Origin of the sequence: Solwaraspora sp. WMMB335 (genome assembly GCF_049179075.1) — a bacterium.
Classification (GTDB): Bacteria; Actinomycetota; Actinomycetes; order Mycobacteriales; family Micromonosporaceae; genus Micromonospora_E.
This window is the reverse complement of record NZ_JBMHMF010000001.1, coordinates 6,113,204-6,138,253: the sequence shown is the minus strand read 5'-3', so window position 1 is coordinate 6,138,253 and position 25,050 is coordinate 6,113,204. Positions and strand designations below refer to the sequence as shown.

Here is a 25,050-nt window from a genome sequence, read left to right as displayed (position 1 = left end):
GCTGGCCGAACCCCTGCGGGCTGGATTCCCACCAGGCACGAAAGGCGCGGGGAGATGGCGGAAATTGTCGGCGAGAGCCTGGCCAGGCGATTGGTCGCATGGGGCGTGGACACCATCTTCGGCCTGCCCGGAGACGGCATCAACGGACTCATGGAAGGCTTCCGTCGGGAGCGGGAGCGGCTGCGGTTCGTGCTGGTGCACCACGAGGAGGCGGCCGCCTTCATGGCTACCGGCTACGCCAAGGCGACCGGCCGCCTCGGGGTGTGTGTGGCGACCTCCGGGCCGGGCGCCATCCATCTGCTCAACGGCCTGTACGACGCCAAGCTGGACCATGTCCCGGTGCTGGCGATCACCGGCATGCAGGAGACCTCCGTGCTGGGCACCCGTTACCAGCAGGAGGTCCACACGGACCTGTTGTACCAGGACGTCGCCGCGTACAACCTGATGGTCACCAATCCCGAGCAGCTGCCCGGGGTGGTCGACATCGCGATCCGCACCGCGCTGGACAAGCGCACCGTGGCCCACCTGACGTTCCCCAACGACGTCCAGGTGGCGGCGGTGGGCGAGCGACCGTACCGGCACGTCAGTCCGGGCCTGCGGCCGGCCAGCCGGCCGCAGCTGTCCCGCCCACCGCTGCCGCCGGCCGACGCGGAACTCGACCGGGCCGCCGAGGTGCTCAACGCCGGCCGCAAGATCGCCATGCTGGTCGGCGTCGGCGCACGAGCGGCCCGCGACGAGGTGCTGGCGGTCGCCGAGAAGCTGGCCAGCCCGATCGTCAAGACACTGCCCGGCAAACAGGTGGTACCCGACGACCACCCGCTCACCACCGGCGGGCTCGGCCTGCTCGGCACCAGGCCGAGCGAGGAGCTGATGGCCGAGTGCGACACGCTGCTGATGGTCGGCACCAACTTCCCGTACGGCAAGTACCTGCCCGAGCCGGGACAGGCCCGGGTGGTGCAGATCGACGTCGATTCGAGTCTGATCGGGATGCGGGTGCCGGTGGTGGCACCGGTGGCCGCCGACGCCGGGCTGGCGCTGCGCGCGTTGCTGCCCCGGCTCACCCAGCGGGCCGACCGGTCGTTCCTGACCAAGCACCAGCGGGGACGCGACGAGTGGCGCGCGGACATGGCGGCGCTCCGTGACCCGGCTCGCTCGCCGATCGCGCCGCAGTACCTGATGGGTTGCGTGGACGAGGCGGCCGCCGACGACGCCGTGCTCACCTGCGACTCGGGCACGGTCGCCACCTGGGCGGCCCGGCACTGGACGATCCGCGGCGGCCGGGAGTTCTACCTGTCGGGCAACCTGGCGTCGATGGCACCCGGGCTGCCGTACGCGATCGCGATCCAGCACGCGTTTCCCGGCCGGCAGGTGATCGCCCTGGTCGGCGACGGCGGCTTCGCGATGCTGATGGCCGAGTTCCTCACCGCCGTACGGCACCAGCTGCCGGTGAAAATCATCGTGAACAACAACAACGCGTACGGACAGATCCTGTGGGAGCAGGTCAGCCTCGGCTATCCGGAGTACGCGGTACGCCACCAGCAGCCGGAGGCCGACTTCGCCGCCTGGGCGATGGCGTGCGGCGGGTACGGCGCCAAGGTCCGTGATCCGGACGGACTGGCCGGCGCGGTCCGCGCCGCGCTCGCCCACCCCGGGCCGGCTCTGATCGACTGCGACGTCAATCCGAACGAGCCGCCGATGCCCGGCAAACTGCGGTACGAACAGGCCAAGCACGCCACCGAGTCGTTCCTGCGTGGCGAGCCGCACAAGGGGGCGACGCTGGCCACCGTCGCCCGCGACAAGATCAGCCAGTTCCGCTCGTGAGCGCGGTCCGGCTGCCCGACCCGGTCCCGCTGCCCGACCCGGTCCGCCGACCTGGCGGGCCGGACCCGGCGACGGCGGTGGACGTCGCCGCGCTGGCCGACGCGCTGCGCGCCGAGGTCGACGCGGAGGTGCGCTTCGACGCCGGATCCCGGGCCGCCTACGCCACCGACGCGTCGAACTACCGGCAGGTGCCGCTCGGGGTGGTGGTGCCGCGCAGCGTCGACGCGGCGGTGGCCGCCGTGGCGGTCTGCCGCCGCTACGGTGCGCCGCTGCTCAGCCGAGGCGGCGGCACCAGCCTCGCCGGGCAGTGCACCAACACCGCGGTGGTGCTGGACTGGTCGAAGTACTGCAACCGGCTGCTGGAGATCGACCCGCAGCAGCGTAGCTGTCTCGTGGAGCCGGGCATCGTGCTGGACGCGCTGAACGCGCAACTGGCGCCGACCGGGCTGGAGTTCGGCCCCCGCCCGGCCACGCACAGCCACTGCACCCTCGGCGGGATGATCGGCAACAACTCCTGCGGGGCGACCGCCCAGCGCACCGGCAAAGTGGTCGACAACGTCATCGAGCTGGAGGTGCTGCTCTACGACGGCACCCGGATGTGGGTCGGAGCCACCGACGACGCCCGCTACACCGAGATCCAGCGCCAGGGCGGGCGGCCGGCCGAAATTCACCGGCAGCTACGGTTGCTCCGCGACGAATACCTGTCCGACCTGCGTGAACGCTATCCGAAGATCCCGCGCCGGGTGTCCGGCTACAACCTGGACAGCCTGCTGCCGGAGCAGGACTTCCAGGTGGCACGGGCACTGGTGGGCTCCGAGGGCACACTGGTCGTGGTGCTGCGTGCCCGGCTGCGGCTGGTGCCGGTGGTGCCCGCGCACGCGTTGCTGTTCCTCAGCTACCCCGACGTGGCCAGCGCCGGCGACGACGTACCCCGGATCCTGCCGCACCAGCCGGTCGCGCTGGAAGGCATCGACGACAAGCTGATTTCGTTCGAGATGCGCAAGCACCTGCACCCGCAGGCACTGCACCTGCTGCCGCCCGGCGGCGCCTGGCTGATGGTGCAGCTCGGCGGGGACGACCAGCAGGCGGCGAACGACGCGGCCGAACGGCTGCTCACGGATCTCGGCCGCCGCGACGATCCGACCGTGCACCGGTTCGCGAACCTGCGCGACGAGGCCCGGATGTGGCAGGTCCGGGAGTCCGCACTCGGTTCCACCGCGCACGTGCCCGGTGAGACCGACACCTGGCCCGGCTGGGAGGACTCGGCCGTCCCGCCGCAGCGACTCGGCGACTACCTGCGCGACCTCGACCGGCTCTACCGCGAGTACGGCTACGACAGCGCCTCCCTGTACGGGCACTTCGGCCAGGGCTGCGTGCACACCCGCATTCCGTTCCGGCTGACCACCGCCGACGGCGTACGCCACTTCCGGTCCTTCGTCGAACGCGCGGCCGACCTGGTCGTGTCGTACGGCGGATCGTTCTCCGGCGAGCACGGTGACGGTCAGGCCCGCGGCGAGCTGCTGCCGAAGATGTTCGGCGACCGGGTGGTCCGGGCGTTCGGCCAGGCCAAGGCGATCTTCGACCCGGCGGACCGGATGAATCCCGGCAAGGTCGTCGCGCCCTATCCGCTCGACGGCGACCTGCGGCTCGGGGTCGGCTACGACCACGGCGATGTGGCGACCGTCTTCGGCTACCCCGACGACGACGGCAGTTTCGGCCACGCCGTGCTGCGCTGCGTCGGCGTCGGCAAGTGCCGGCGCGAGCACGGCGAGGTGATGTGTCCGTCGTACATGGTCACCAGGGAGGAGGAGCACTCGACCCGGGGCCGGGCGCGGCTGCTGTTCGAAATGCTCGACGGCGGCACGCGCGGCGGCACGATCACCGACGGCTGGCGTTCCACCGAGGTCCGCGACGCACTCGACCTGTGCCTGTCCTGCAAGGGCTGCAAGGCCGACTGTCCGGTCAACGTGGACATGGCGACCTACAAGGCGGAGTTCCTGTTTCACCACTACCGGCACCGGACGCGGCCACGGTCGCACTACTCAATGGGTTGGCTACCGGTCCTGGCCGCCGTCGCGGCGGCGGCGCCCAGGCTGGTGAACGCGCTGGCCCGCGCGCCCGGCCTCGGCCGGGCCGGCAAGGCGTTGGCCGGCGTCGACCAGCGGCGGGCGATCCCGACCTTCGCCGGACAGACGTTCCAGCGGTGGTTCGCCGGGCGTACCCCCGGTGGGGACGGCTCCCGAGGTGCGGTGGTGCTGTGGCCGGACACCTTCACCAACCACTTCCATCCTGGCGTGGCCGACGCCGCCGTGCAGGTACTGGAGTCGGCCGGCTGGCGGGTCGTGGTTCCGCAGGCACCGGTCTGCTGCGGACTGACCTGGATCTCCACCGGTCAACTCGGCATGGCGAAACGGGCGCTGCGGCGTACCGTCGCGGTGCTGCGGCCCTACCTGCGCGCCGGCACGCTGATTCTCGGCCTGGAGCCCAGTTGTACGGCGGTGTTCCGCGACGACGCGGCCAACCTGTTCCCCGACGATCAGGACATCCGGCGGCTGCGCGAGCAGACCGTCACCCTGGCCGAGTTGCTCGACCGACACACGCCCGGCTGGCGATCGCCCCGGCTGGCGGTCCGCGCACTGGTGCAGACGCACTGCCACCATCATGCGGTGCTCGGCACCGCCGCGGACGAATCGCTGCTCGACCGGATGGGAGTCGACGCGCGGCGGCTCGACTCGGGCTGCTGCGGCCTGGCCGGCAACTTCGGATTCGAGCGTGGCCACTACGAGGTCTCGCAGGCCTGTGCGGAGCGGGTGCTGTTCCCGGCGTTACGCGCCGCAGAGCCGGACGAGGTGGTGCTGGCCGACGGCTTCAGCTGCCGGACCCAGGTGCACCAGGGCGAGGCCGGTGGACGCGAAGCGATCCACCTGGCCGAGTTGCTACGGGCCGCGCTGCGGGCGGACTCAGGTGGTGGCGGGACGGGTGGGGGTTTCCCGGAGCGGCACTGGGCGGCCCGCCCGGCCGAGCCGGCCCGGTCGACCCTGCGGCGGTGACCACACCGATGCGGCTGTCCACCCGCGTCTACCGGGTGCCGACCGACGCACCGGAAGCCGACGGGACCCTCGCCTGGTCGCAGACGACGCTGGTGCTGGTCGAGGCCAGCCACGAGGGAACGACGGGCATCGGATACAGCTACGGCCCGGCTGCGGTGGCGTCGGTCGTGGCCGACCTGCTGGCCCCGACGCTGGCCGGCACCGATCTCGACGCCGACGACGTGCCGAGCGCCTGGCTGGCCATGCAGCGGCGGCTGCGCAACGCCGGCCGACCGGGGATCGCCGGCCTCGCGCTGTCCGCCGTGGACTGCGCGCTGTGGGACTTGAAGGCACGCCGGCACGGGCTGGCGCTGGCCCGGTTGCTGGGCATGGTCCGCCCGGCGGTTCCGGTCTACGGCAGCGGCGGATTCACCACGTACGACGCTGAGCGGCAACGCCGCCAGCTCGCCGGATGGGTACACGACGACGGCATCCCGAGAGTGAAGATCAAGATCGGCGAGTCGTGGGGGCGGCGGGTCGACCGGGACCTGGAGCGCATCGCCCAGGCGCGGGACACCATCGGCGCCGACGCCGAGCTCTACGTCGATGCCAATGGCGCGTACCACCGCAAGCAGGCGATTCGGGTGCTGAGCGCGGCGGCCGACCGAGACGTACGGTGGTTCGAAGAGCCGGTCAGCTCCGACGACCACGACGGGCTGGCCCTGGTCCGCGACCACGTCGCCGCCGATGTCGCCGCCGGTGAGTACGGCTACGACCTGGCGTACTTCCACCGACTGGCGCCGGTGGTCGACTGCCTGCAGGTCGACGTCACCCGGTGCGGCGGGATCAGCGAATTTCTGCGGATCGCCGCCGTCGCCGCCGGTCACGGGCTGGAGGTGTCGACGCACTGCGCGCCGCACCAGCATCTGGCGGTGGCGTCGGCGGTGCCGAATTTGCGACACAGCGAGTGGTTCCACGACCATGCCCGGATCGAGTCCATGCTGTTCGACGGTGCCGTAGCCGCGACCGGGGGCAGCGCACCGGTCAACCGGGACGAGCCCGGCAACGGGCTGCGCCTACGGGAGCGGGAGGCGCAGCCGTTCCGGATCGGCTGACGTGTCCGGACGCGCTACCGGTCGCCGGCTCCGGATGCCCCGTCGTTGCCGAGGACCGTCGCGGTCTCCAGCAACATCGCGTGTACGAACGCCTGCGGCAGGTTGCCGCGCAACTGCCGTTGCAGCACGTCGTACTCCTCGGTGTAGAGCCCCGGGGTGCCGCACGCCGCCCGGCTGCGCTCGAACCACCGGTTCGCCGCCACGACCTCGCCGGCCTGGTACGCGGCCAGTGCCGCGATGAACCCGCAGAGCAGGAAGGCGCCCTCGGCGTCACCGAGCGGCCGGCCGTCCGGCCGGAACCGGTACAGATAGCCGTCACATTCCAGCTCGTCCATCACGGCCCGGCGGGTGGCGACCGTACGCGGATCGTCCGGCGGCAACGCGCCCCGCACCGCCGGCAGCAGCAGCGCGGCGTCCACCCGGTCGCTGTCGTAGGCCTGCTGCCAGCGGCCGGACGGGTGCAGGCCGTGCTGGCTGGTGTCGGCCAGGATGGTGTCGGCGAGGCTCGCCCACCGTGCCGCCGGTCGGGCCGGAGCGAGGCTGGTCGGTGCGCCGCGGGCCGGGGCGAACCGGGGCGAGGCAGGCCGGGGCGAGGCGAGCCGGGCCACCGCCCGCAGCCCGGCCACGCAGCTCAGCTTGGAGTGCGTCCACTGCCGCGCGGGCAGCTCCCAGATGCCCGCGTCCGGCTCTCGCCACCGGTCGGCGATCGCGTCGACCACGACCTGCGCCGCGTGCCACAGGTCGGGTCCGGCCCGGTCAAGCCGCGCGGCGGTGGCCAGCAGTTGCAGGATCTCACCGAAGACGTCGAGCTGGAACTGGTCGCGGACCCAGTTGCCGATCCCCACCCGCGCGCCCGGATAGCCGGGCAGGAACTCCAGGTTCCGTTGCGGCGTCACCGCGCCACCCCGGGTCGTGTACGCCGGTGCCAGCCGGGGACCGTCGGCCAGCACCCGGTCGGTGATGAACGTGACGGCGTCGTCAAGCAGGTCGGTGGCCCCGGCGGCGGCCGCCGCCTGCCCGGCGAGACACTGGTCGCGGATCCAGGCGTACCGGTAGTCGTAGTTGCGTCCGCTGTGTGCCCGCTCCGGCAGTCCCATGGTCGCGGCCGCGACCATGCCGCCGCCGGGGCGGGTCAACCCGTGCAGCACCGCACGGGCGAGTGCGGCGTCGCGGCGGGCGATGCCGTCGGCCGCCGGCGGCACCGCCGCGCGCCAGGCGTGCTCGGTCGATCGCCAGACCTCGGTCGCCGAAGGCACCGGCTCGGTGATCGGATCGGCGGACACCTCCAGGACGAGATCGTGCTGACCGCCGGCGGCAAGTTCGATGTTGCCCTGCAGAGCGTCGGCGGCTGACGGTGCGAGTCCGGTGCCGCCGGTGAGGCGCAGGTGCAGCCCGCCGACCTGGCCCGACCAGACGTCGTCGCCGACACGACGGGCACCGGTCAGCGGCACCCGCCCGTAGTCGGTGGCCGGGTCGAGCAGCACCCGCACCGTCGCCGGCTGGGAAAGAGCCCGGATCTGCCGCAGCAGCACCAGGCGGCGTTCGGTCGCGGGATAGGCCAGTGCCTCGCGGGATTCGACGATGCCGCCAGCGGTGACCCAGCGGCTCACCCAGATCAACGAGTCAGGCTCGTAGTAGCCGCCCCAGACGAAGTGGTCCCAGGTCGGGCTGACCACGTACCGGCCACGCCCACCGAGCAGACTGCCGAAGATCGACGGGCTGTCCCACACCGGGGCACACAGCCAGCCGATGCCGCCGTCCGGACCGACGACGGCGCCCCGATGGCCGTCGGCCAGCAACGCGTACTCACGCAGCACCGGCACCTGGGCCGGTTCGGGGCGCCCCTTCGCCAGGTCCACCGGACCTCCCGCCTGCCGTCAGACAGGTCGGCTATACCCCGATCTGGCCGGCTGACACCGGCGACGGAAAGTCATCCGTTGCCCGGCGGCAGGTCGTAGCCGGAGGCGGTGCACTGGGCGTCGAGCGAGCCGTCCGACACCGTCCAGTAGAGGTGTGCCGAGCCACGGCTCCCGCTCGTACGGGTGAAGATCAGGACGTCGTCGTTGGTGGTCGCGGACGTGCCGCTGTCGGAGATCGCCACCGACCCGAGCGGTGCTCCGCCGAACACTCCCACCAGCGAAATCGGGGTCAGGTCAGGGTCGGCCGCGTAGTCGGTGACCGGGATCGTGACGGTCCCGCCGACCGTGGTCGGCAGGTTGAACCCGATACTTTTGCAGACTGGTCGGCGGTTGTCCGCCGAGGTGGTGGCACCGGCCGAACTGGCAGCGGTGAGCGAGACGGCGGCCAGCCCGACAACCGTCGCGGCTGCCACCCGAGCCGCACAGGGCAGTTTCACGTGTTCTCCTCTGCATCGGTGCGACCGTCGGAAGCGACAGCAGAATGCCATGGCCGTCGATATTCGCCTCGACACCGAATGTGATCGGACGTCACCGTTCCGTAAGGAGTTGCCTCAAGCGTGAACCATCTCGTCGACCATGGCGAGACAGCCCACCACAGCCCCGCCAGCTGGGTCGGCCGTGCTCGCCGGAGTCGCTCCCCGCAGACGCCAGTAGACGTACGGCCGCTAGACTTGGCGTTCGCGCCCTCGTAGCTCAGGGGATAGAGCATCGGTTTCCTAAACCGTGTGTCGCAGGTTCGAATCCTGCCGGGGGCACCAGCATAAGGCCCTGACCAGCAACAATCCGGTCCAGCGATCGATCTCCATCCATACGGTTTTGAACTGCCCCCCGAAAACCCCCCGCTAACACCTACGGGCGATCAGGTTACGGCGGGCCCCTGCGGGGTGTCGGCAGCTGTCCCTGCGTGCCCGTCCGGATCGGCGTGGGTCATGCTGGCGAAGCTTGGGCTCGGTTGCCGCTTGGTTGGCCCAAACCGTGGGCCGCAGCAGTAGGGTGCCGTCCGCCTCTTTGAAACCGGCTACTGCCGGTCAGCCAGCGGTTGCGGTCTTCGGCCGACACAGGCTGTCCACAGCGAATTTGCCTACCGCTTTCATTTCACGACTCCGATGTGCGTCGCTACAGCCTGGAGGCCTCATGGGTGACCGCATTGCCCAGCTGATCGCCGTCGTGAGCGGCCGGACCGGGAGGCGGAACACGGGCTTTCCGCCGTCACCCTGCGAGGTCGCTCGGATTCGACATGTCGCTCATGCGCTGGCGAGCCGGAAGATCGCCCCGCCTCGGCACCCAGGGCGACTTCGAAGTTCGTGACGGATGGTCGTTCTTGCAGGTTGGCGACTCTGTCTGGGTAGTGGTGTTGAGGGTTTCTGAGATGTTTAGTCACGTTTTGGTGTCTTGTTGATCTCTGGTTGGTTTCGCGAGTCCGAGTAGGACGAGTGGGCGCCGGTAGGGATCGCGGCCGGTGTGGCGTAGTTGGTGGCTGATCCGGGTGATCCCGGCGAGCCGGAACAGTCCGATGACCAGGTTGCGAAGGGCTGTCATGGCCCGGGTGGCGGTGGACATGCGGCTGGCGTCCTCACCGAAGACGGCGTCGCGAAGCCAGTGCAGCGACTCGACCGACCAGTGCCCTCTCGTATAGGCGGCCAGAGCGGCCGGGTCGGCCTGGGCCGCGGTGAGGTTCGTGATGCCCAGGACCGCGACCGCGCCCAGGAGGTTCCCGGCGATGTCGTAGATGTAGCGTTCGAGCAGGAACACCTGCTCGGCGTGGGGGAACAGGCCGACGGTGGTGGGTGTGGCGGGCAGGGTGCGGATGGTGCGGACCTCGATACGGCCGTGACCACGGTCGATGGTGGCGTGCTCGACCGCGATCGCCTGCCAGGGCAGCGCATCGACGGCGGCGAACAGTTTCGGTTGGTTACCGCCGATGGTGAACACGTAGAAGGCGTGACGGCGGTGCAGGTAGCGGGCATGTTCGCGTTGGGTGTGCAACTGGTCGGCGGTGATGACGCGGCCGGCCACAGTGCAGTCGTCGAGCTGGTCGAGCAACGGCTGGAACACCGTGATTTCGTTGGTCTTGTCGACCGGGACCTCGTGCTGCGCGGCGACGGTGCCGTCGTCGGCGCGGGCCGACAGCAGCGCCGGGCCGGGCGGCGCCGTGCTGGGCTTTCCCGTCAACGTGCAGACATCGCCGCAGCGGGCTGCCGCCGGTGTCGCGGTGAGCGGTACGGGCCATCGCGGCGGTGAACGCGCACAGGATCCGGTCGTAGTCTTCGCCGTGGGCGGCCAATGCCTCGGTGATGGTCTTGGCGTCGGGCCGGCGGGCCCGGCCGTCGCGGCCGGTGGGAGCACCCAATGCGCGCAGCAACGCGTCGGGGGCATCGGCCACCCACTCGCCGATCGCGGTGGTGTCGAGGTGACCGGCGGGCATCGCCAGCATCGGCAGAGCCAGCAGATAGGTCAGTGGGTACCGGCGGCCCCGCAACGCCCGCCGATCCACGATCTGGGCCAGGAACCCGAGCAGCCGGGCTATCCCGGCCTCGTCGATCACGACCGGATCACCCGCTCTGGCCGGCCGCGGCCCGGCGCCGAGCACCTCACGGCCGGTACGAGCCGGGCGCTCGGGCGCCAGCGCCAGGACCAGTTCCCGGGCTGCGCCTGCCGGTAGACCACCAGGCATCGATTCGGGCAGGACCACCGGGTCACCGCCGAACCAGGCCGGTAACACCTGGTCGTAGACCGGCTGAAGGACCGCGGGCAGCAGATCGGGTAGATCGGCAATGGTCAACGGGCGGTCGGTGATGGCACACTCGGCAGGCACGGGGTTCCTGGTTCAGCGTCGGCGTTTTGTGAGAGATTCACCGATCTACGAGGAACCCCGTCCCCCCTTGTCAAATCCCGATCCGAGCCTTCACCCGGCACCGCACCGGCCGGATCGCCACACGCAGCCCCGTGGATACCCGTGCGGCATCACCAAACCCGGGTAGCGACGTCCAAAAGAGACTCGTCCGCGACCACCCCGTGATCAACAACGTGGGTCTCCAGCCAGCCCACCCGCTCGACCAGCCACAACACCCGAGGCCCCGCCACCCACACGACTTTGAAGTCACCCTGCCTCGACCGCTTCCTGCACCACTGCGACGTCGTCGCGATCAACGGGCCCAGCTACCGGCTCAAGAACCGCCTCACCGCCATCGACGGCCAAGCCAACGTCGCCTGACCTGGGCACGTTCGTTCGTACCTACCTGGGCACGTCAGTTGGTACGCCGACACCTGGTCCTACCTGCCGTCTGTACCGGGCGATCCGGGACCGTCGGCGGCCGCGTTCGTGGCGTTCAACCAGGAGCGCACCGGCGTCTTCGGCGACACCACGTTCGCGATGCGGGCCGCGGCCGAGATCGGGCGGGGCTTTCCGGCGAACACCGGCGTCGGCGAATTCGCCGCCGACCCCACGCTGACCGGCCTGGCCGGGCGGACCGCGGGCGGAGTGCGGACCCACAGCGTCGAGAACCGCCGCCAGGTGGCCGCGTTCCGCTACGGCCCTGGCACGGGTCGCCCCCGGCCGGCCCAGTTCTCCCGCGCGGTGCTGCTCGCCGAGGGCGGCCGCGGTCTGGTCTTCGTCGCCGGTACCGCGGCAGTCGTCGGCTCGAACACTGTGGCGGCCGACGCCGTCGAGCAGCTCGACGTGACGCTGGGGCTGGTCGACGGGCTGCTGTCCTGCGACGCGGTCGCCTCCGACGGCCTGCACCTGTCCGGCGGCCTCGGCGCGCTGCTCGGCCTGACCGTCTACGTCGCGGCGCCGGCCGACCTGGCCGCCGTCCGCGCGGCGCTGGCCGGGCGCCTGCCGGTGCCGGCGGTCTGCGTGCTGTCCCCGCTGACCCGCCCGGACCTGCTCGTCGAGGTGGACGGGCTGGCGGTCGTGGACCTGGTGCCGGCCGGTTGACCGGCACCAGGCGGTGCCTACTCCGCGATGTAGGTGCGGCCGGTCCAGGTGAACACGACGTTGCCCTCTTCCTCGGCGCTGCCGTCGCGCTCGAAGTGCTCGTAGCCGGCACAGTACGGAATCTTGATCTTGTCCACGGTCTCGTCGACCCGGGTCCGGCGCAGCTCGTCGGGCAGTGACCGCGGTCCGCCGCGCAGCAGCGCGTCGACCTGGAACGTCGTGGTGGGGGTCACGGGACTCTCCATGGCAGTTCCTCCGTCGGGATCGAGGTGATCAGGCACCGCCGTCAGGCGGGCACCTGCGACCGGAACTCGTGCACGCTGTCGCGGATCGCCGCCGCCACCCGGTCGTGCTGGTTGTCGAGGTAGAAGTGCCCGCCCGGCAGGACGCGCAGGGCGGTGGGCCCGTCGGTGTGCGTGCGCCAGCGGTCGGCCTCGGCGACGGGCACCCGCGGGTCGGCGTCTCCGATGAGCACGGCGACCGGGGCGCGCAGCCGGTCCGCGGGCGCGGCCCGGTAGGTCTCGACGGCCTGGTAGTCGGCGCGCAGCACGGGCAGGACCATCGCCAGCAGGTCCGGGTCGTCGAACACCGCCGCCCGGGTGCCGCTGAGCTCCCGGATCTCCCGGACGATGCCCTGGTCGTCGCGCCGGTGGATGGCGTCGGTGCGCGGCACGCTCGGCGCCCGCCGGCCGGAGACGATGACGCCGAGCAGGTCGGTGGCGCCGGCCCGCTCCATCCGCAGCGCGGTCTCGAAGGCCACGACGGCGCCCAGGCTGTGGCCGAAGAGCACGGTCGGGCGCGGCTCGGCGGCCCACGCGGCGAACACGCCGTCGGCCAGGCCGGCGATGCTGCGCAGCAGGGGCTCCCGGTAGCGCTCCTGGCGGCCGGGATACTGCCCGCCGACGACGTCGAAGTCGGCGGCGAGCTCGCGGGCGAGCGGGTGGAAGTAGCCGGCCGCGCCGCCGGCGTGCGGCAGGCAGACGAGCCGGACGGCGCCGGGGCGGGGCGCGCCGTAGCCCTGCAGCCATCGACCGGCACTCACGCGTTCACCATCCTGGACGTCCGGGCCGCCGCTCACAGCGGAATGTTGCCGTGGTGGCCACGGCCCGCGACCGCGCCGGCCAGGGCCGCGGCCACCCGGTAGCGGGTCTCGGCCGGGTCGATCACCTCGTCCACGACGCCCAGCTCGATCCCGTGCTGCACGCCGCCGACCAGCCGCTCGTGCTCCTCGATCAGCCGGGCCTTCAGGGCCGGGCGGTCGGCCTCCGACGCGGCGGCCAGCGCGCGCCGGTGCACGACGTTGACCGCGGCCTCGGCGCCCATGACGGCGACCTCCGCCGCCGGCCAGGCCAGGACGGCGCTGGCGCCGAGCGCCCGGGAGTTCATGGCGATGTAGGCGCCGCCGTAGGCCTTGCGGGTGACCAGCGTCACGCGCGGCACGACAGCCTCGCCGAACGCGTAGAGCAGCTTTGCGCCGCGCCGGATCACCCCGCTCCACCACTCCTGGCCGACGCCGGGCAGATATCCGGGTACGTCGACCAGCACAAGCAGCGGCACCGCGAAGGAGTCGCACAGGCGCACGAACCGGGCCGCCTTCTCGGCGCTCAGCGAGTCCAGGCAGCCGCCCCGGCGCAGGGGGTTGTTGGCCACCACGCCGATGGCCCGCCCGCCGAGGCGGCCGAAGCCGACGACGACGTTCGGCGCCCACTTGGCCTGCAGCTGCTCGAACGAGTCCTCGTCGAGGATCGCCCGGACCAGCGGCTGGACGTCGTAGGCGCGGCGCGCCGACTCCGGCAGCAGCGCCCGCAGGTCGGCCGGCTCGCGCAGCGTGTCCAGCGCGAAGACGCCGGGCTTGGCGAACACGCCGGTCAGCCGCCGGGCCCGGGCGAGGGCGTCGGCCTCCGACGAGGCCAGCACGTGCGCGACCCCGGACTTGCGGCCGTGCACCTCCGGCCCGCCGAGCCCGGCCATGTCCACGCTCTCGCCGGTGACGCTGCGCACGACGTCCGGCCCGGTGACGAACAGCCGGCCCTCGGGCGCCATGACGACCAGGTCGGCCAGCGCCGGACCGTAGGCGGCGGCACCGGCGGCCGGCCCGAGGACGACGGAGATCTGCGGCACCCGGCCGGAGGCGCGGATCATCGCGGCGAACATCCGGCCCACGCCGTCCATGGACCGGATGCCCTCGGCGAGCTTCGCGCCGCCGGAGTGCCACAGCCCGATCACCGGGCACCGGGCCCGGACCGCGACGTCGATCGCCCGGATGATGTGCTCGCTGCCCTCGGAGCCGAGGGCGCCGGCCATGCGGGTGGCGTCGGTGCAGTAGGCGACGACCGGCAGCCCGTCAATGCGGCCCCGGACCACCCGGACGCCGCTGTCGTCCGGGTCCGACAGGGGCTGCAGGGAGCCGGCGTCGAGCAGCGCGCCGAGCCGCACGGTCACGTCGCGATGGTCCGGGACGGGCTGTTCGCCGATCCGCGTCTCGGTGGCGGACAGGGTCATACAGGCCTCCAACAACGATCGCACGGGCCGGTCGAGCATCCGCCGAACGAGAACCAGCAGACACCAGACCCGCAGCCCGCGAAACGCCGCAGCAGGAAGCTGCCACGGCGCCGCTGATCATGCGCGGCCCGCAGAAGTCCGGCATCGGCCGATCATGAACCGCGCATTGACCCGTCCGGGCGGTAACAACGGACCTGCTCGCACCACTCGTTGTCCGAGTCGGCATTGCGACCCGGCGGCGTGCGTCTTCGAGCACTTTGCCGGAATTCCATGAGAGATTTTGCTTCCCCTTAACAGTCCACCGCCATCATTTACGAGCATCGCTCACAAGTTCTGGATATTGTTGTCGTGTTGATGCCATGCCCAAGCACCGACGGGGGATTCGTTGAAAACGCCAGACTTCGCGGACATCCATCGTCGCGACACCACCGTGACCGACGCCCGGGGCACCCTGACCGGGCTCCCGGCGCTGGTCGACCACGACGACGTGGACTCCAGCCTGCACCAGGCGCAGCAGCTCATCGGCCAGGCCATGTCCAGCCGGCGCCGCGACAACCGGCAGATCCGCCACCTCCCGGGCGACGACGCCGCCTTCCAGGCGGCGGCCACGGAGCTCATCGGGCGGGCCCGGCGGGAGATCCTCTGCGTGCTGGCCGTGCGGGACATGGCGCCGGACCGCCAGCAGTGGACGTTGTCGCTGCTGCACGGCGCGCAGCAGCGCGGTGTGCAGGTCAAGGCCCTGATCCCGGCGCCCCTGACCGGCGTCAACGGCGCGCTGGTGCAGGCGTCGCGCGGCCAGGTCGGCTACCGCACGCGGACCCTGCCTGAGCAGAACCTGCTGATCAGCGACGGCAACGAGGCGGCCCTGCGCACCATGCGGCGCGACGAGCCGATCCAGACGCTGCTCATCTCGGCCCATCCGCTGGTGCACGTGCTGCGGAGCATGTTCGGCGTCACCTGGAGCTCCGGGGTGCCGGTGGCGGCGATCTTCCAGGTCCAGGAGAAGCTCGACACGGAACTGGCCAGGTCCATCCTGGCCAGCCTGAGCGTCGGCGACAAGGACGAGGTGGCCGCGCGCAAGCTCGGCGTCTCGGTCCGCACCTACCGGCGCCATGTCGCCGACATCATGCGCGTCATCCGGGCCACCTCACGCTTTCAGGCAGGCGCCCGGGCGGCCGAGTTGGGCCTCCTGCGTTAGCCGCCCCGAGAATACTCATCGGTAGGTCCGGTTCACCCGGCGGAAACAACTGATGCCGCACCTTAGTTGTCCACCGGCAAGCGAAAGGGAGGCGGAGAACACACTCCTCTTGACACCTAGCATACGGTCCCGTACAGTATTTATTCTTAGCGGCTCACAGTGTGCATTCGACGATACTCATGAAATCGACTGCCGCTCCATTTCCGCCTTCTTGAGCGGGCGTTATCGTGCCGGGCGGCCGGTGCCCCCAGCGGGCGCCGGCCGCCCGGCTCCGGTTCGGACCGAGATTCTGCTTCAGGAACCGGGCACAGGTCTTCAACCCGCATAGATCGACCGGCACCATGGCCGGGGCGGCGACCGATCAGCTGGCCGGCGCCCGACGGGTCTGACTTCTCACCAAATGGCGGTGCTCGACATGTCTGTCACGGAAGTTCGGCGGAACGCGGCCGAGGAGCCCATCGCCGTCATCGGGATCGCGTGCCGCCTGCCCGGCGCCGCCGACCCCGAGGCGTTCTGGAGGCTGCTGCACGCCGGCACCGACATGATCACCCCGGTGCCGGCCGACCGGTGGCCGGACGCCGGCGACGGAAAGTACCCCCGCGGCGGCTTCATCGACGGCGTCGACCGCTTCGACGCGGCGTTCTTCGGCATCGCCCCCGTCGAGGCGGCCGCCATGGACCCGCAGCAGCGCCTCTCGCTGGAGCTGGCCTACGAGGCCCTGCAGCGGGCCCGGATCGCCCCGGCCACGGTCCGCGGCAGCCGCACCTCGGTCGTGCTCGGCGTCATCAACGACGACTACGCGGCGCTGCACGACGAGCTCGGCAGCAGCCCCTACACGGTCACCGGCGTGCACCGCAGCCTGCTGGCCAACCGGGTGTCCTACCTGCTGCGGCTGCAGGGGCCGAGCTTCACCGTCGACGCTGGCCAGTGCTCGTCGCTGGTGGCGGTCCACCTGGCCTGCGAGCAGCTCCTGAACGGCGACGCCGACCTCGCGCTGGCCGGCGGCGTGAACCTCATCCTGCGGCCCGGCACCACCGACGCGCTCGGCCGCTTCGGCGCGCTGTCGCCGGACGGGCGCTGCTGGACCTTCGACCGCCGGGCCAACGGCTACGTGCGCGGCGAGGGCGGCGCGTTCGTCGTGCTCAAACGCCTCTCCACCGCGCTGGCCGACGGCGACCCCGTCCAGTGCGTCATCCTCGGCGGCGCGGTGAACAACGACGGCGGCGGCGAGGGCCTGACCGCGCCGACCGCCGAGGCCCAGCGCGACGTGCTGCGCGCGGCCTACGCGCGGGCCGGGATCGGCCCGCGCGAGGTGCAGTACGTGGAACTGCACGGCACCGGCACGCCCGTCGGCGACCCGATCGAGGCGGCCGCCCTCGGCGCCGCCCTGGGCGCGGACCGGCCCGCCGGCGCGCCCCTGCTCGTCGGGTCGGTGAAGACGAACATCGGGCACCTCGAGGGCGCGGCCGGCATCGCCGGGCTCGTCAAGGTCGCGCTGTCCGTCGCCAACCGCACCGTGCCGGCCAGCCTCAACTTCGAGTCCCCCCAGCCGGGCGTCCCGCTGGGCGACCTCGGCCTGGAGGTCGTCCGGGAGACGCGCGACTGGCCGGCCGCCGCCCGGCCCGTGGCCGGGGTCAGCTCGTTCGGCATGGGCGGCACGAACTGCCACCTGGTTGTGGCGGCAGCACCGGAACCGGCGCCGGGCACCGCCGCGCGCACCGCCCGGCCGGCCGGGGACACCCCGTGGGTGCTGTCCGCCCGGACCGTCCCCGCGCTGCGGGCCCAGGCCGCCGCCCTGACCCGGCAGCTGGCCGAGCACCCCGGCGCCGCCCCGGCCGACGTCGCGTGGTCGCTGCTGCACACCCGCGACCGGTTCGAGCACCGGGCCGTGCTTCTCGGCACCGACGAGGCGGCCCGGCGCGAAGGCCTCGACGCGCTGGCCGCCGGTCGCCCCGACGAGACCGTGGCGACCGGGCACGCCGGGCCGGGCCGGACCGCCCTGGTGTTTCCCGGCCAGGGCTCGCAGTGGGCCGGCATGGCCCGCGACCTGCTCGACGCCGAGCCGGCCTTCGCCGCCCGGGTCGCCGAGTGCGCCGCCGCGCTCGCGCCGCACGTCGACTTCGACCTGCTCGACGTGCTCCGCCAGGCCGACGGCGCGCCCGGGCTGGACCGGGTCGACGTGGTCCAGCCCGCCCTGTGGGCCGTCATGGTGTCCCTGGCCGCGCTCTGGCAGGACCGCGGCCTGCCGCTGGAGGCCGTGATCGGCCACTCCCAGGGCGAGATCGCCGCGGCCACCGTGGCCGGCGCGCTCACCCTCGACGACGGGGCCCGGGTCGTCGCCCTGCGCAGCCGGGCCATCCGCGACCTGTCCGGCGGCGGCATGCTGTCCGTCGGCGCGCCCGCCGCGGTGGTGACCGCCGCCATGGGCGCCGACGTCACCCTCGCGGCCGAGAACGGCCCCCGGTCGGTCGTCGTCTCCGGCGAGATCGCCGCCCTCGGCGCGCTGCAGGCCGCGATGGAAGCCGAGGGCCACCGCACCAAGCTGCTGCCGGTCGACTACGCGTCGCACTCCCCCGTCGTGGAGGTCCTGCGCGAGCGCATCCTCGCCGACCTGGCCGGCATCCGGCCCGTCTCCACCGGCGTGCTGTTCGTCTCGACCCTCACCGGCGAGCCGATCGACACCGCCGGGCTGGACGCCGACTACTGGTACCGCAGCCTCCGCCAGCCCGTCCGGTTCGCACCCGCGGCCCGGCAGCTACTCGCCCTCGGCTTCCACCGGCTGGTGGAGTGCAGCCCGCACCCGGTGCTGGTCGGCAGCGTCGAGGAGACCGCGGAGCAGGCCGGCGTCGAGGCCACGGTCATCGGCACCCTGCGCCGCGACGAGCCCGGGCCGGCCCGGTGGCGCCGCAGCGTCGCCGAGGCCTGGGCCGGCGGGGCCGACGTCAGCCTCGGCCCGCTGGACGGCGCGGTCGCGGTGGACCTGCCGCCGTACGCGTTCCAGCGGGAGCGGTTCTGGCTCGCCGGGACGCCCGCCGCCCGCCCGGCCACCGCCACCGGCCCGGCGGACGAGCCGCCGGGCACCTCCGAGCCCGCCCTGGACCGGGGCGCGCTGGACGAGCTCGTCACCCGCACCACGGCGCTCGTGCTCGGCCACGGCGGCGCCACCGACATCGATGCGGCCAGCACCTTCAAGGACCTCGGCCTCACCTCCCAGGGCGCGGTCGACCTGCGCAACCGGCTCAACCAGGCGACCGCGCTGCGCCTGCAGACCTCGGCCACCTTCGACTTCCCGACCCCGCAGCGGCTCGCCGCGCACCTCTACGCGCTCGGCGGGGGCGACCACCGCCCGGCGCCCGCCGCCGCAGTGCCGGACCGGGACCCCGGCGGGGCCCGGCCGCACGACCCGGTGGCGATCGTGGCGATCGGCTGCCGCTACCCGGGCGGCGTCACCTCCCCCGAGGAGCTGTGGGACCTGGTCGACGGCGGCGTCGACGCCATCACCACGTTTCCGACCAACCGCGGCTGGGACCTCGACGCCCTGCTCGGCGGCGGTGACACGCCCGGCACGTGCACGTCGCCCTACGGCGGTTTCCTGCACGACGCCGACCGGTTCGACGCCGGGTTCTTCGGCCTCAGCCCGCGCGAGGCCCTGGCCATGGACCCGCAGCAGCGGCTCCTGCTGGAGACCACCTGGGAGGCGCTGGAGCGGGCCGCCATCGACCCGGCCGGCCTGGCCGGCTCCCGCACCGGCGTCTTCGTGGGCGCCATGGCCACCGACTACGGGCCGCGGCTGCACCAGCCGACCGGCGTCGCCGAAGGGCATCTGCTGACGGGCACGCTGCTCAGCGTCGCGTCCGGGCGCATCGCCTACACCCTCGGGCTGCAGGGGCCGGCGCTCACCGTCGACACGGCCTGCTCCTCCTCGTTGGTCGCGATCCACCTGGCCACCGAGGCGCTGCGCCGCGGCGAGTGCACCCTCGCCCTGGCCGGCGGTGTGACGCTGATGGCCAACCCGGGCCTGCTCGTCGAGTTCAGCTCGCAGGACGGACTCGCCCGCGACGGGCGGGCCAAGGCCTTCTCGGCGGCGGCGGACGGCACCTCGTTCGCCGAGGGCGCCGGCATGGTCGTGCTGGAGCGGCTGTCCGACGCCCGCCGCAACGACCATCCGGTCCTCGCGGTGATCCGCGGCGCCGCGGTCAACCAGGACGGCGCCAGCAACGGCCTGAGCGCCCCCAACGGCCAGGCCCAGCAGCTGGTGATCCGGCAGGCGCTGGCCGCCGCCGGGCTGGCGCCGACCGAGGTCGACGCGATCGAGGCGCACGGCACCGGCACCGCCCTCGGCGACCCGATCGAGGCCCACGCGCTGCTGGCGGTCTACGGCCCGGGCCGTCCCGGCGACCGCCCGGCCCGGCTCGGCTCGATCAAGTCGAACATCGGGCACACGTCGGCGGCCGCCGGCGTGGCCGGGGTCATCAAGATGGTGCAGGCGATGCGCCACGGCGTGCTGCCCCGGACCCTGCACGCCGACACCCCGTCGCCCGCGATCGACTGGGACCTCGGCGGCGTCGAGCTGCTGACCGAGCCGTGCGCGTGGCCGCCGGCCGGCCGCCCGCGCCGCGCCGCCGTGTCGAGCTTCGGCATCAGCGGCACCAACGCCCACCTGATCATCGAGGAGGCGCCCGCCGCCGGGGATCCTGTGCCGGTGGTAGCTCCCTCCGCCGCCCCGATCCCGTTCGTGGTCTCGGCGCGCAGCGAGGCGGCCCTGCGCGCGCAGGCCGAGCGGCTCGGCGAGCACGTGCGGGCCGATCCGGACACCGCGCTGCCGGACCTGGCGTTCTCCCTCGCCACGGCGCGGGCGCAGCTGCCCTACCGCGCCGCGGTCATCGCGGCCGACCGTGACACCCTCCTGCACGGCCTGACCGACCTGCCCCTGACCGGCCGCCCGGTCACGGGCCGGACCGCGTTCCTGTTCACCGGCCAGGGCGCCCAGCGACCCGGCATGGGCCTGGCGTTGGCCGCGGCCTTCCCGGTGTTCGCGGAGGCCCTGGACGCGGTCTGCACGGAGCTGGGCCTGTCCGCGTCAGCGCTCCTGGACGCACCCCGGCTGAACGACACCGCCGTCACCCAACCGGCGCTGTTCGCGGTCGAGGTGGCGCTGTTCCGGCTCGCCGAGTCCCTCGGCATCCGCGCGGACTACCTGATCGGTCACTCGGTCGGTGAGCTGGCGGCCGCGCACGTCGCCGGCGTGCTGTCCCTGCCGGATGCGGCGAAGTTGGTGACCGCCCGGGGCAAGCTGATGGGTGCGCTGCCGGCCGGTGGTGGCATGGTCGCGGTGCAGGCGTCCGAAGAGGACGTGCTGGCGTCGCTGGCCGGTTTTGAGGATCGGCTGACGATCGCGGCGGTCAACGGCCCGCACGCGGTGGTGGTCTCGGGTGAGGTGGCCGCGATCGATGCGTGGCTGCCGCTGATGGAGGGCCGCAAGACGACCCGGCTCCGGGTGAGCCATGCGTTCCATTCGCAGTTGATGGAGCCGATGCTGGCCGAGTTCCGCACGGTCGCGCAGGGTCTGACGTTTCACCCGCCGACGGTGGCGGTCGTGTCGAACGTGACCGGCATGGTGGTGTCCGATGAGTTGTGCGATCCCGAATACTGGGTTCGGCATGTGCGGCAGGCCGTCCGGTTCGCCGACGGCATCCGGACCCTGCACGGTCTCGGGGTGACCAGGTTCCTGGAACTCGGGCCGGACGGTGTCCTCACCGCGATGGCCCGGCAGACCCTCGACGACGTCGACGGGCCGGTGTTCGTGCCGGCACTGCGGGCAAAGCTCGACGAGGCGGAGACCTTCGCCGCGTTCCTCGCCAAGGCGCATCTCGCCGGGGTCGAGCTGGACTGGGCGGCGGTGTTCCCGGGGGCCCGGAGGGTGGAACTGCCGACCTATGCCTTCCAGCGCCAGCGGTACTGGCTCACACCCAACGCCGGCCGGCACCCCCTGCTCGACACCACGGTCGAGATCGCCGCATCCGGAGGGCTGCTGCTCAACGGCCGGCTGTCCCGCGCCGGCGAACCCTGGCTGGCCGACCACGTGGTCGCCGAGACGGTCCTGTTGCCCGGCACCGCCATGGTCGAGCTGGCGCTACGGGCGGCGGCCGCGGCCGGGGCCGAGGGCGTCGACGACCTCACGCTGCAGGCCCCGCTCGTCCTGCCCGACAGCGGGCCGGTCCACGTGCAGGTGACCGTCGGCGCCGAGGACGAGTCCGGCCGGCGGAGCGTGGAGATCTACGGCCGGCCGGCCGGCGAGCCCGACGCCACCTGGACCCGCCACGCCGCCGGGCTGCTCGGGCCCGTCCCGGCCGAGCCCGCCGAGCCCGCCGAGGCGGAGTGGCCGCCCGCCGGCGCGGCACCGGTCGACCTGGCGGGCGCCTACGAGCGGCTCTCCGCGGCCGGCTACGACTACGGCCCGGCGTTCCGGGGCCTGGTCGCGGCGTGGACCGCCGGCGAGGACCGGTACGCGGAGGTCCGGCTGCCGGCCCCGCTGCCGCTGGACGGCTACACCGTGCACCCCGCGCTGCTGGACGCCGCCCTGCACGTGCTGGTGCTCGACGCCGAGGAGCTGCTGCTGCCGTTCGCCTGGTCCGGAGTGCGCCTCGCCGGCCCGGCCACCGACGCGCTGCGGGTCGGCCTGCACCGCGACGGCGACGGCGCCGTGTCCATGTCGATCGCCGACGGCGCAGGCCGGGCGCTGGGCGGGGTGTCGGCGCTGGCGCTGCGGCCGCTGTCCGCCGGCGCCCCGGCCGCGCGCAGCGGGCTGCAACAGATCGACTGGGTCCGGGTCCCGCTCGACCCGGCCGACGTCGCCGGCCGGCGCTGGGCCGTCGTCGGCACCGATCCGCGGGCCGGTGCCATCGCCGACGAGATCACCGCCGCCGGGATCGGCGCGACGCTGAGCTACGACCTCGCCTCGGTCTGGGACATCGGCGCCCCGCCGCCGGTCGTGGTGGTGCCCTACCTGCCGGACCCCGCCGACGCCAGCGACGACCCGCCCTACGCCGTGCACGAGACCCTGACCGAGCTGCTCGACGCGGTCCAGCAGTGGATCAGCGACGACCGCGGCGACGCCCGGCTGGTGGTGCTGGCCGATCCCGGCCAGCTGGCGTCCGCGCCGGCCTGGGGCCTGCTGCGCTCGGCGATAGCCGAGCATCCCGGCCGGGTCGCGGTGGCGGGCGTCACCGGCACCGGCGACTGGCCCCTGCTGGCAGCGGCGCTCGACGCCGGCGAGCCGCAGCTCGTCGTCCGCGACGGCGAGGTCCTCGTGCCGCGGATCGCCGACGGGCCCGCCGACGACGGCCCGGAGCCGGACCTGACGGCCGGGACGGTCCTGGTGACCGGCGGCACCGGCGGGCTGGGCGCGCTCGTCGCGACCCATCTCGTCGAGCGGCACGGCGTGCGGGACCTCCTGCTGACCTCGCGCCGGGGCGCGGACACGCCCGGCACCGCCGAGCTGGTCGCCGATCTCGAGCGGCGCGGCGCGGCGGTCCGCGTCGCCGCGTGCGACGTCGGTGACCGGCGGGCCCTCCAGGAGCTGCTGGCCTCCGTGCCGGCCGACCGGCCGCTGGTCGGGATCGTGCACTCGGCCGGCGTCACCAACGACGCGACCGTCGAGGGCCTCACCCCGGACCGGCTCGGGTCCGTCCTGCGGCCCAAGGTCGACGCCGCCTGGCTGCTGCACGAGCTGACGGCCGACCAGCCACTGGCGGCGTTCGTGCTGTTCTCGTCGGTGGCCGCCACGGTCGGCACCCTCGGCCAGGCCGGCTACGCCGCGGCGAACGCGTTCCTCGACGCGCTGGCCCGCCACCGAGCCGGCCTGGGTCTGCCCGCGGTCTCGATCGCCTGGGGGCTGTGGTCGACCTCGACCGGGATGACCGCGGCCCTGTCGGGCGCCGACCGGGCCCGGCTGGCCGGGTCGGGCGTCGCGGAGCTGCCCGCCGAGCAGGGCCTGCGGCTGCTCGACGCGGCCCTGTCCCGCTCCGGGCCGGTCGTGGCGGCGCGGTGGGACCTGGCCGGCGTGCGCGCCCGGGCCGAGGCCGGGGGCGACATCCCGGCGGTCCTGCGCGCGCTCGTGCGGCCGCCGCGACGCACCGCGCTCGCGGACCCGGCCGCGGCCGAGGGGGCCGGCACCGCCGCGGTCGCCGGCGGCCTGGCCGAGCGGCTGGCCGGGATGAACCGGGTCCTCGCCGCGGCGGCCATCCGGGACCTGGTCCGCAGCCAGGTCGCTACGGCGCTCGGCCACGGTTCGGCGAGCGCGGTCGACGTGGACACGCCGTTCAGCGAGCTCGGCCTGGACTCCCTGACCGGTGTCGAGCTGCGCAACCGGCTCAGCGCCCAGACGGGCCTGCGGCTGCCCCCGACCCTGGTGTTCAACCTGCCGACCGTCACCGGCCTGGCCGACTACCTGACGAAGGAGCTGGTGCCGGCCGCGCCGGCCGCGGACGAGGTGCTGCAGCGGGCCCTGGACCAGATCACGGCGACGCTCACCGTCACCGACGCGCAGCCCGAGGACCGCGAGCGGGTGGTCGCCGCGCTGCAGGCCGCCCTGGCCGGGCTCGGCGCCGCCGGGCCGGTCGGCGCGGCGGCCCCGGCGGACGCGCTGACGTCCGCCGAGGAGGCCGAGATGTTCGACTTCATCGACCAGCTCTGAGCATGCGCGAGGCGCCCCGGCCGGCCGCCGGGGCGCCCCGGGGGCGGCGCGGGTCAGCCCTGCAGGTCCTCGTCGGGGGCGTAGAAGAACGGCACCGTCGCCAGGTAGGGCGCCGGGTCGGTGCTCCACGCCCAGCTCGCGATCTGCTGCCGGCTGCGGCCGCCGAACAGCGCGCGCCAGAGGTCGTAGCCGTCGGGCACCTCGACGGTCGCCGACGGGGTGCCGACGCCGAGGACGTATTCGCGGTCGCCGACCCGGGCGAGGACGGCGTCGTCGAGCATCGCCCAGCGGCGCGAGAGGATCGGCGCGCACTCGACCAGGAACGACGGCCAGTCGTCGAGCGACGCCTGCCAGGCCTCGTCGGGCAGGCGCGGCAGGTCCAGCGCGCCGCGCAGGTCGGCCTCGTGGCAGAGCAGGTCGTGGACGGGGGCGTTCCACCGCCCCCAGCCACCCATCCGCTCGACGAACCGGGGCTCGGCCTTCTCCCAGCCGGCGAGGAGCTCGTCCACGGTCAGGTCGCGGCGCCGCTCGACCTGGCTGGCGGTGTACTCATCCGACGGAGGGATCGGTGGCAGGTTGTCCGTCGGCCACATCGACAGGTCCTCGGCGACGCCGGCCGCGTGCGCGAGGAGGTCGCGGACCGACCATTTCGGCGCGGCCGGGACCATGGTGGCGAGCTGTTCGGCGGTCAATTCCCGCGCGATCGCGCTGACCCGTTCACGAGCGCTTGGATAAAGGTCGATTTTCATGACGTCATAATAGCGTCGTGCGCCGATATAGTATTGACAACTTGATGCAACACAAAGACGTCGCAAGAATATTTCGGAAATGCCC

The 25,050-nt window shown here is 73.1% G+C and carries 14 protein-coding genes, 1 tRNA gene and 1 pseudogene; 8 read left to right on the top strand and 8 right to left on the bottom strand.

Translation table 11 applies throughout. The features are described 5' to 3' along the window. Positions 1-54: 54 nt before the first annotated feature. The 3 genes from ACN27F_RS26465 to ACN27F_RS26455 are packed head-to-tail and all read left to right on the top strand — an operon-like array spanning position 55 to position 5,965. A complete protein-coding gene (locus tag ACN27F_RS26465; protein ID WP_421437950.1) occupies positions 55-1,821 on the top strand; it encodes a thiamine pyrophosphate-dependent enzyme in 1,767 nt (588 codons plus the stop codon). Next, positions 1,818-4,871, top strand: coding sequence for an FAD-binding and (Fe-S)-binding domain-containing protein (locus ACN27F_RS26460; RefSeq protein WP_421437948.1), 3,054 nt, complete (start codon positions 1,818-1,820; stop codon positions 4,869-4,871). Before ACN27F_RS26465 ends, ACN27F_RS26460 begins: the two co-directional genes overlap by 4 nt. Then, positions 4,868-5,965 (top strand): enolase C-terminal domain-like protein, encoded by a 1,098-nt coding sequence (locus ACN27F_RS26455; protein ID WP_421437946.1) that lies wholly within the window; start codon positions 4,868-4,870, stop codon positions 5,963-5,965. Before ACN27F_RS26460 ends, ACN27F_RS26455 begins: the two co-directional genes overlap by 4 nt. Before the next feature lie 14 nt (positions 5,966-5,979). Here the strand turns inward: ACN27F_RS26455 and ACN27F_RS26450 are convergent, their stop codons facing one another. Further along, a complete protein-coding gene (locus tag ACN27F_RS26450; protein WP_421437944.1) occupies positions 5,980-7,824 on the bottom strand; it encodes a glycoside hydrolase family 15 protein in 1,845 nt (614 codons plus the stop codon). A 71-nt stretch (positions 7,825-7,895) separates the two neighbouring features. After that, the gene (locus tag ACN27F_RS26445) at positions 7,896-8,321 is read right to left on the bottom strand and encodes a hypothetical protein (RefSeq protein WP_421437942.1); all 426 of its coding nucleotides are present in this window, start codon (positions 8,319-8,321) and stop codon (positions 7,896-7,898) included. A 245-nt stretch (positions 8,322-8,566) separates the two neighbouring features. On the opposite strand from ACN27F_RS26445, the gene ACN27F_RS26440 reads away from it, so the two are divergent. Further along, positions 8,567-8,642, top strand: a tRNA-Arg gene (locus tag ACN27F_RS26440). A gap of 619 nt (positions 8,643-9,261) precedes the next feature. Here ACN27F_RS26440 and ACN27F_RS26435 read toward each other — a convergent pair. Beyond that, positions 9,262-10,056: an ISAs1 family transposase gene (locus ACN27F_RS26435; protein WP_421437941.1), complete on the bottom strand. Its 795-nt coding sequence runs from the start codon at positions 10,054-10,056 to the stop codon at positions 9,262-9,264. 166 nt (positions 10,057-10,222) lie between these two features. Continuing rightward, positions 10,223-10,558: pseudogene (locus ACN27F_RS26430) on the bottom strand (transposase family protein); the annotation flags it as partial. 420 nt (positions 10,559-10,978) lie between these two features. Between ACN27F_RS26430 and ACN27F_RS26425 the strand changes: the two are divergent. Continuing rightward, positions 10,979-11,098 carry an ATP-binding protein gene (locus ACN27F_RS26425; protein ID WP_421437939.1) on the top strand — a complete coding sequence of 40 codons (120 nt, stop codon included), beginning with the start codon at positions 10,979-10,981 and terminating at the stop codon, positions 11,096-11,098. 108 nt (positions 11,099-11,206) lie between these two features. After that, entirely contained in the window at positions 11,207-11,821 is a 615-nt protein-coding gene (locus ACN27F_RS26420; protein ID WP_421437937.1) for a hypothetical protein, read from the top strand. 17 nt (positions 11,822-11,838) lie between these two features. On the opposite strand, the gene ACN27F_RS26415 is transcribed toward ACN27F_RS26420, so the two are convergent. The 3 genes from ACN27F_RS26415 to ACN27F_RS26405 are packed head-to-tail and all read right to left on the bottom strand — an operon-like array spanning position 11,839 to position 14,323. Further along, on the bottom strand, positions 11,839-12,066 hold the full coding sequence (locus ACN27F_RS26415; RefSeq protein ID WP_421437935.1) for a DUF5988 family protein: 228 nt from the start codon (positions 12,064-12,066) through the stop codon (positions 11,839-11,841). Positions 12,067-12,107: 41 nt separating this feature from the next. Next, positions 12,108-12,863 (bottom strand): thioesterase II family protein, encoded by a 756-nt coding sequence (locus ACN27F_RS26410; RefSeq protein WP_421437934.1) that lies wholly within the window; start codon positions 12,861-12,863, stop codon positions 12,108-12,110. A gap of 32 nt (positions 12,864-12,895) precedes the next feature. After that, on the bottom strand, positions 12,896-14,323 hold the full coding sequence (locus ACN27F_RS26405) for an acyl-CoA carboxylase subunit beta (protein ID WP_421437932.1): 1,428 nt from the start codon (positions 14,321-14,323) through the stop codon (positions 12,896-12,898). Between the two features lie 385 nt (positions 14,324-14,708). Here ACN27F_RS26405 and ACN27F_RS26400 point away from each other — a divergent pair, with 385 nt between their 5' ends. Together ACN27F_RS26400 and ACN27F_RS26395 are read left to right on the top strand one after the other, a co-directional pair. Next, positions 14,709-15,521, top strand: a complete 813-nt coding sequence (locus ACN27F_RS26400; RefSeq protein ID WP_421437930.1) for a hypothetical protein — start codon at positions 14,709-14,711, stop codon at positions 15,519-15,521. 415 nt (positions 15,522-15,936) lie between these two features. After that, complete coding sequence (locus ACN27F_RS26395; protein WP_421437929.1) at positions 15,937-24,216, top strand: SDR family NAD(P)-dependent oxidoreductase; 8,280 nt, start codon at positions 15,937-15,939, stop codon at positions 24,214-24,216. A gap of 53 nt (positions 24,217-24,269) precedes the next feature. On the opposite strand, the gene ACN27F_RS26390 is transcribed toward ACN27F_RS26395, so the two are convergent. Continuing rightward, positions 24,270-24,965 carry a maleylpyruvate isomerase family mycothiol-dependent enzyme gene (locus ACN27F_RS26390; protein ID WP_421437927.1) on the bottom strand — a complete coding sequence of 232 codons (696 nt, stop codon included), beginning with the start codon at positions 24,963-24,965 and terminating at the stop codon, positions 24,270-24,272. Positions 24,966-25,050: the final 85 nt, after the last annotated feature.

Excerpts from the sequence above, each read along its gene's own strand:
- ACN27F_RS26465 (WP_421437950.1), top strand. The coding sequence starts at position 55 with ATGGCGGAAATTGTCGGCGAGAGCCTGGCCAGGCGATTGGTCGCATGG.
- ACN27F_RS26415 (WP_421437935.1), bottom strand. The coding sequence starts at position 12,066 with ATGGAGAGTCCCGTGACCCCCACCACGACGTTCCAGGTCGACGCGCTG.
- ACN27F_RS26405 (WP_421437932.1), bottom strand. The coding sequence starts at position 14,323 with ATGACCCTGTCCGCCACCGAGACGCGGATCGGCGAACAGCCCGTCCCG.
- ACN27F_RS26395 (WP_421437929.1), top strand. The coding sequence starts at position 15,937 with ATGTCTGTCACGGAAGTTCGGCGGAACGCGGCCGAGGAGCCCATCGCC.
- ACN27F_RS26390 (WP_421437927.1), bottom strand. The coding sequence starts at position 24,965 with ATGAAAATCGACCTTTATCCAAGCGCTCGTGAACGGGTCAGCGCGATC.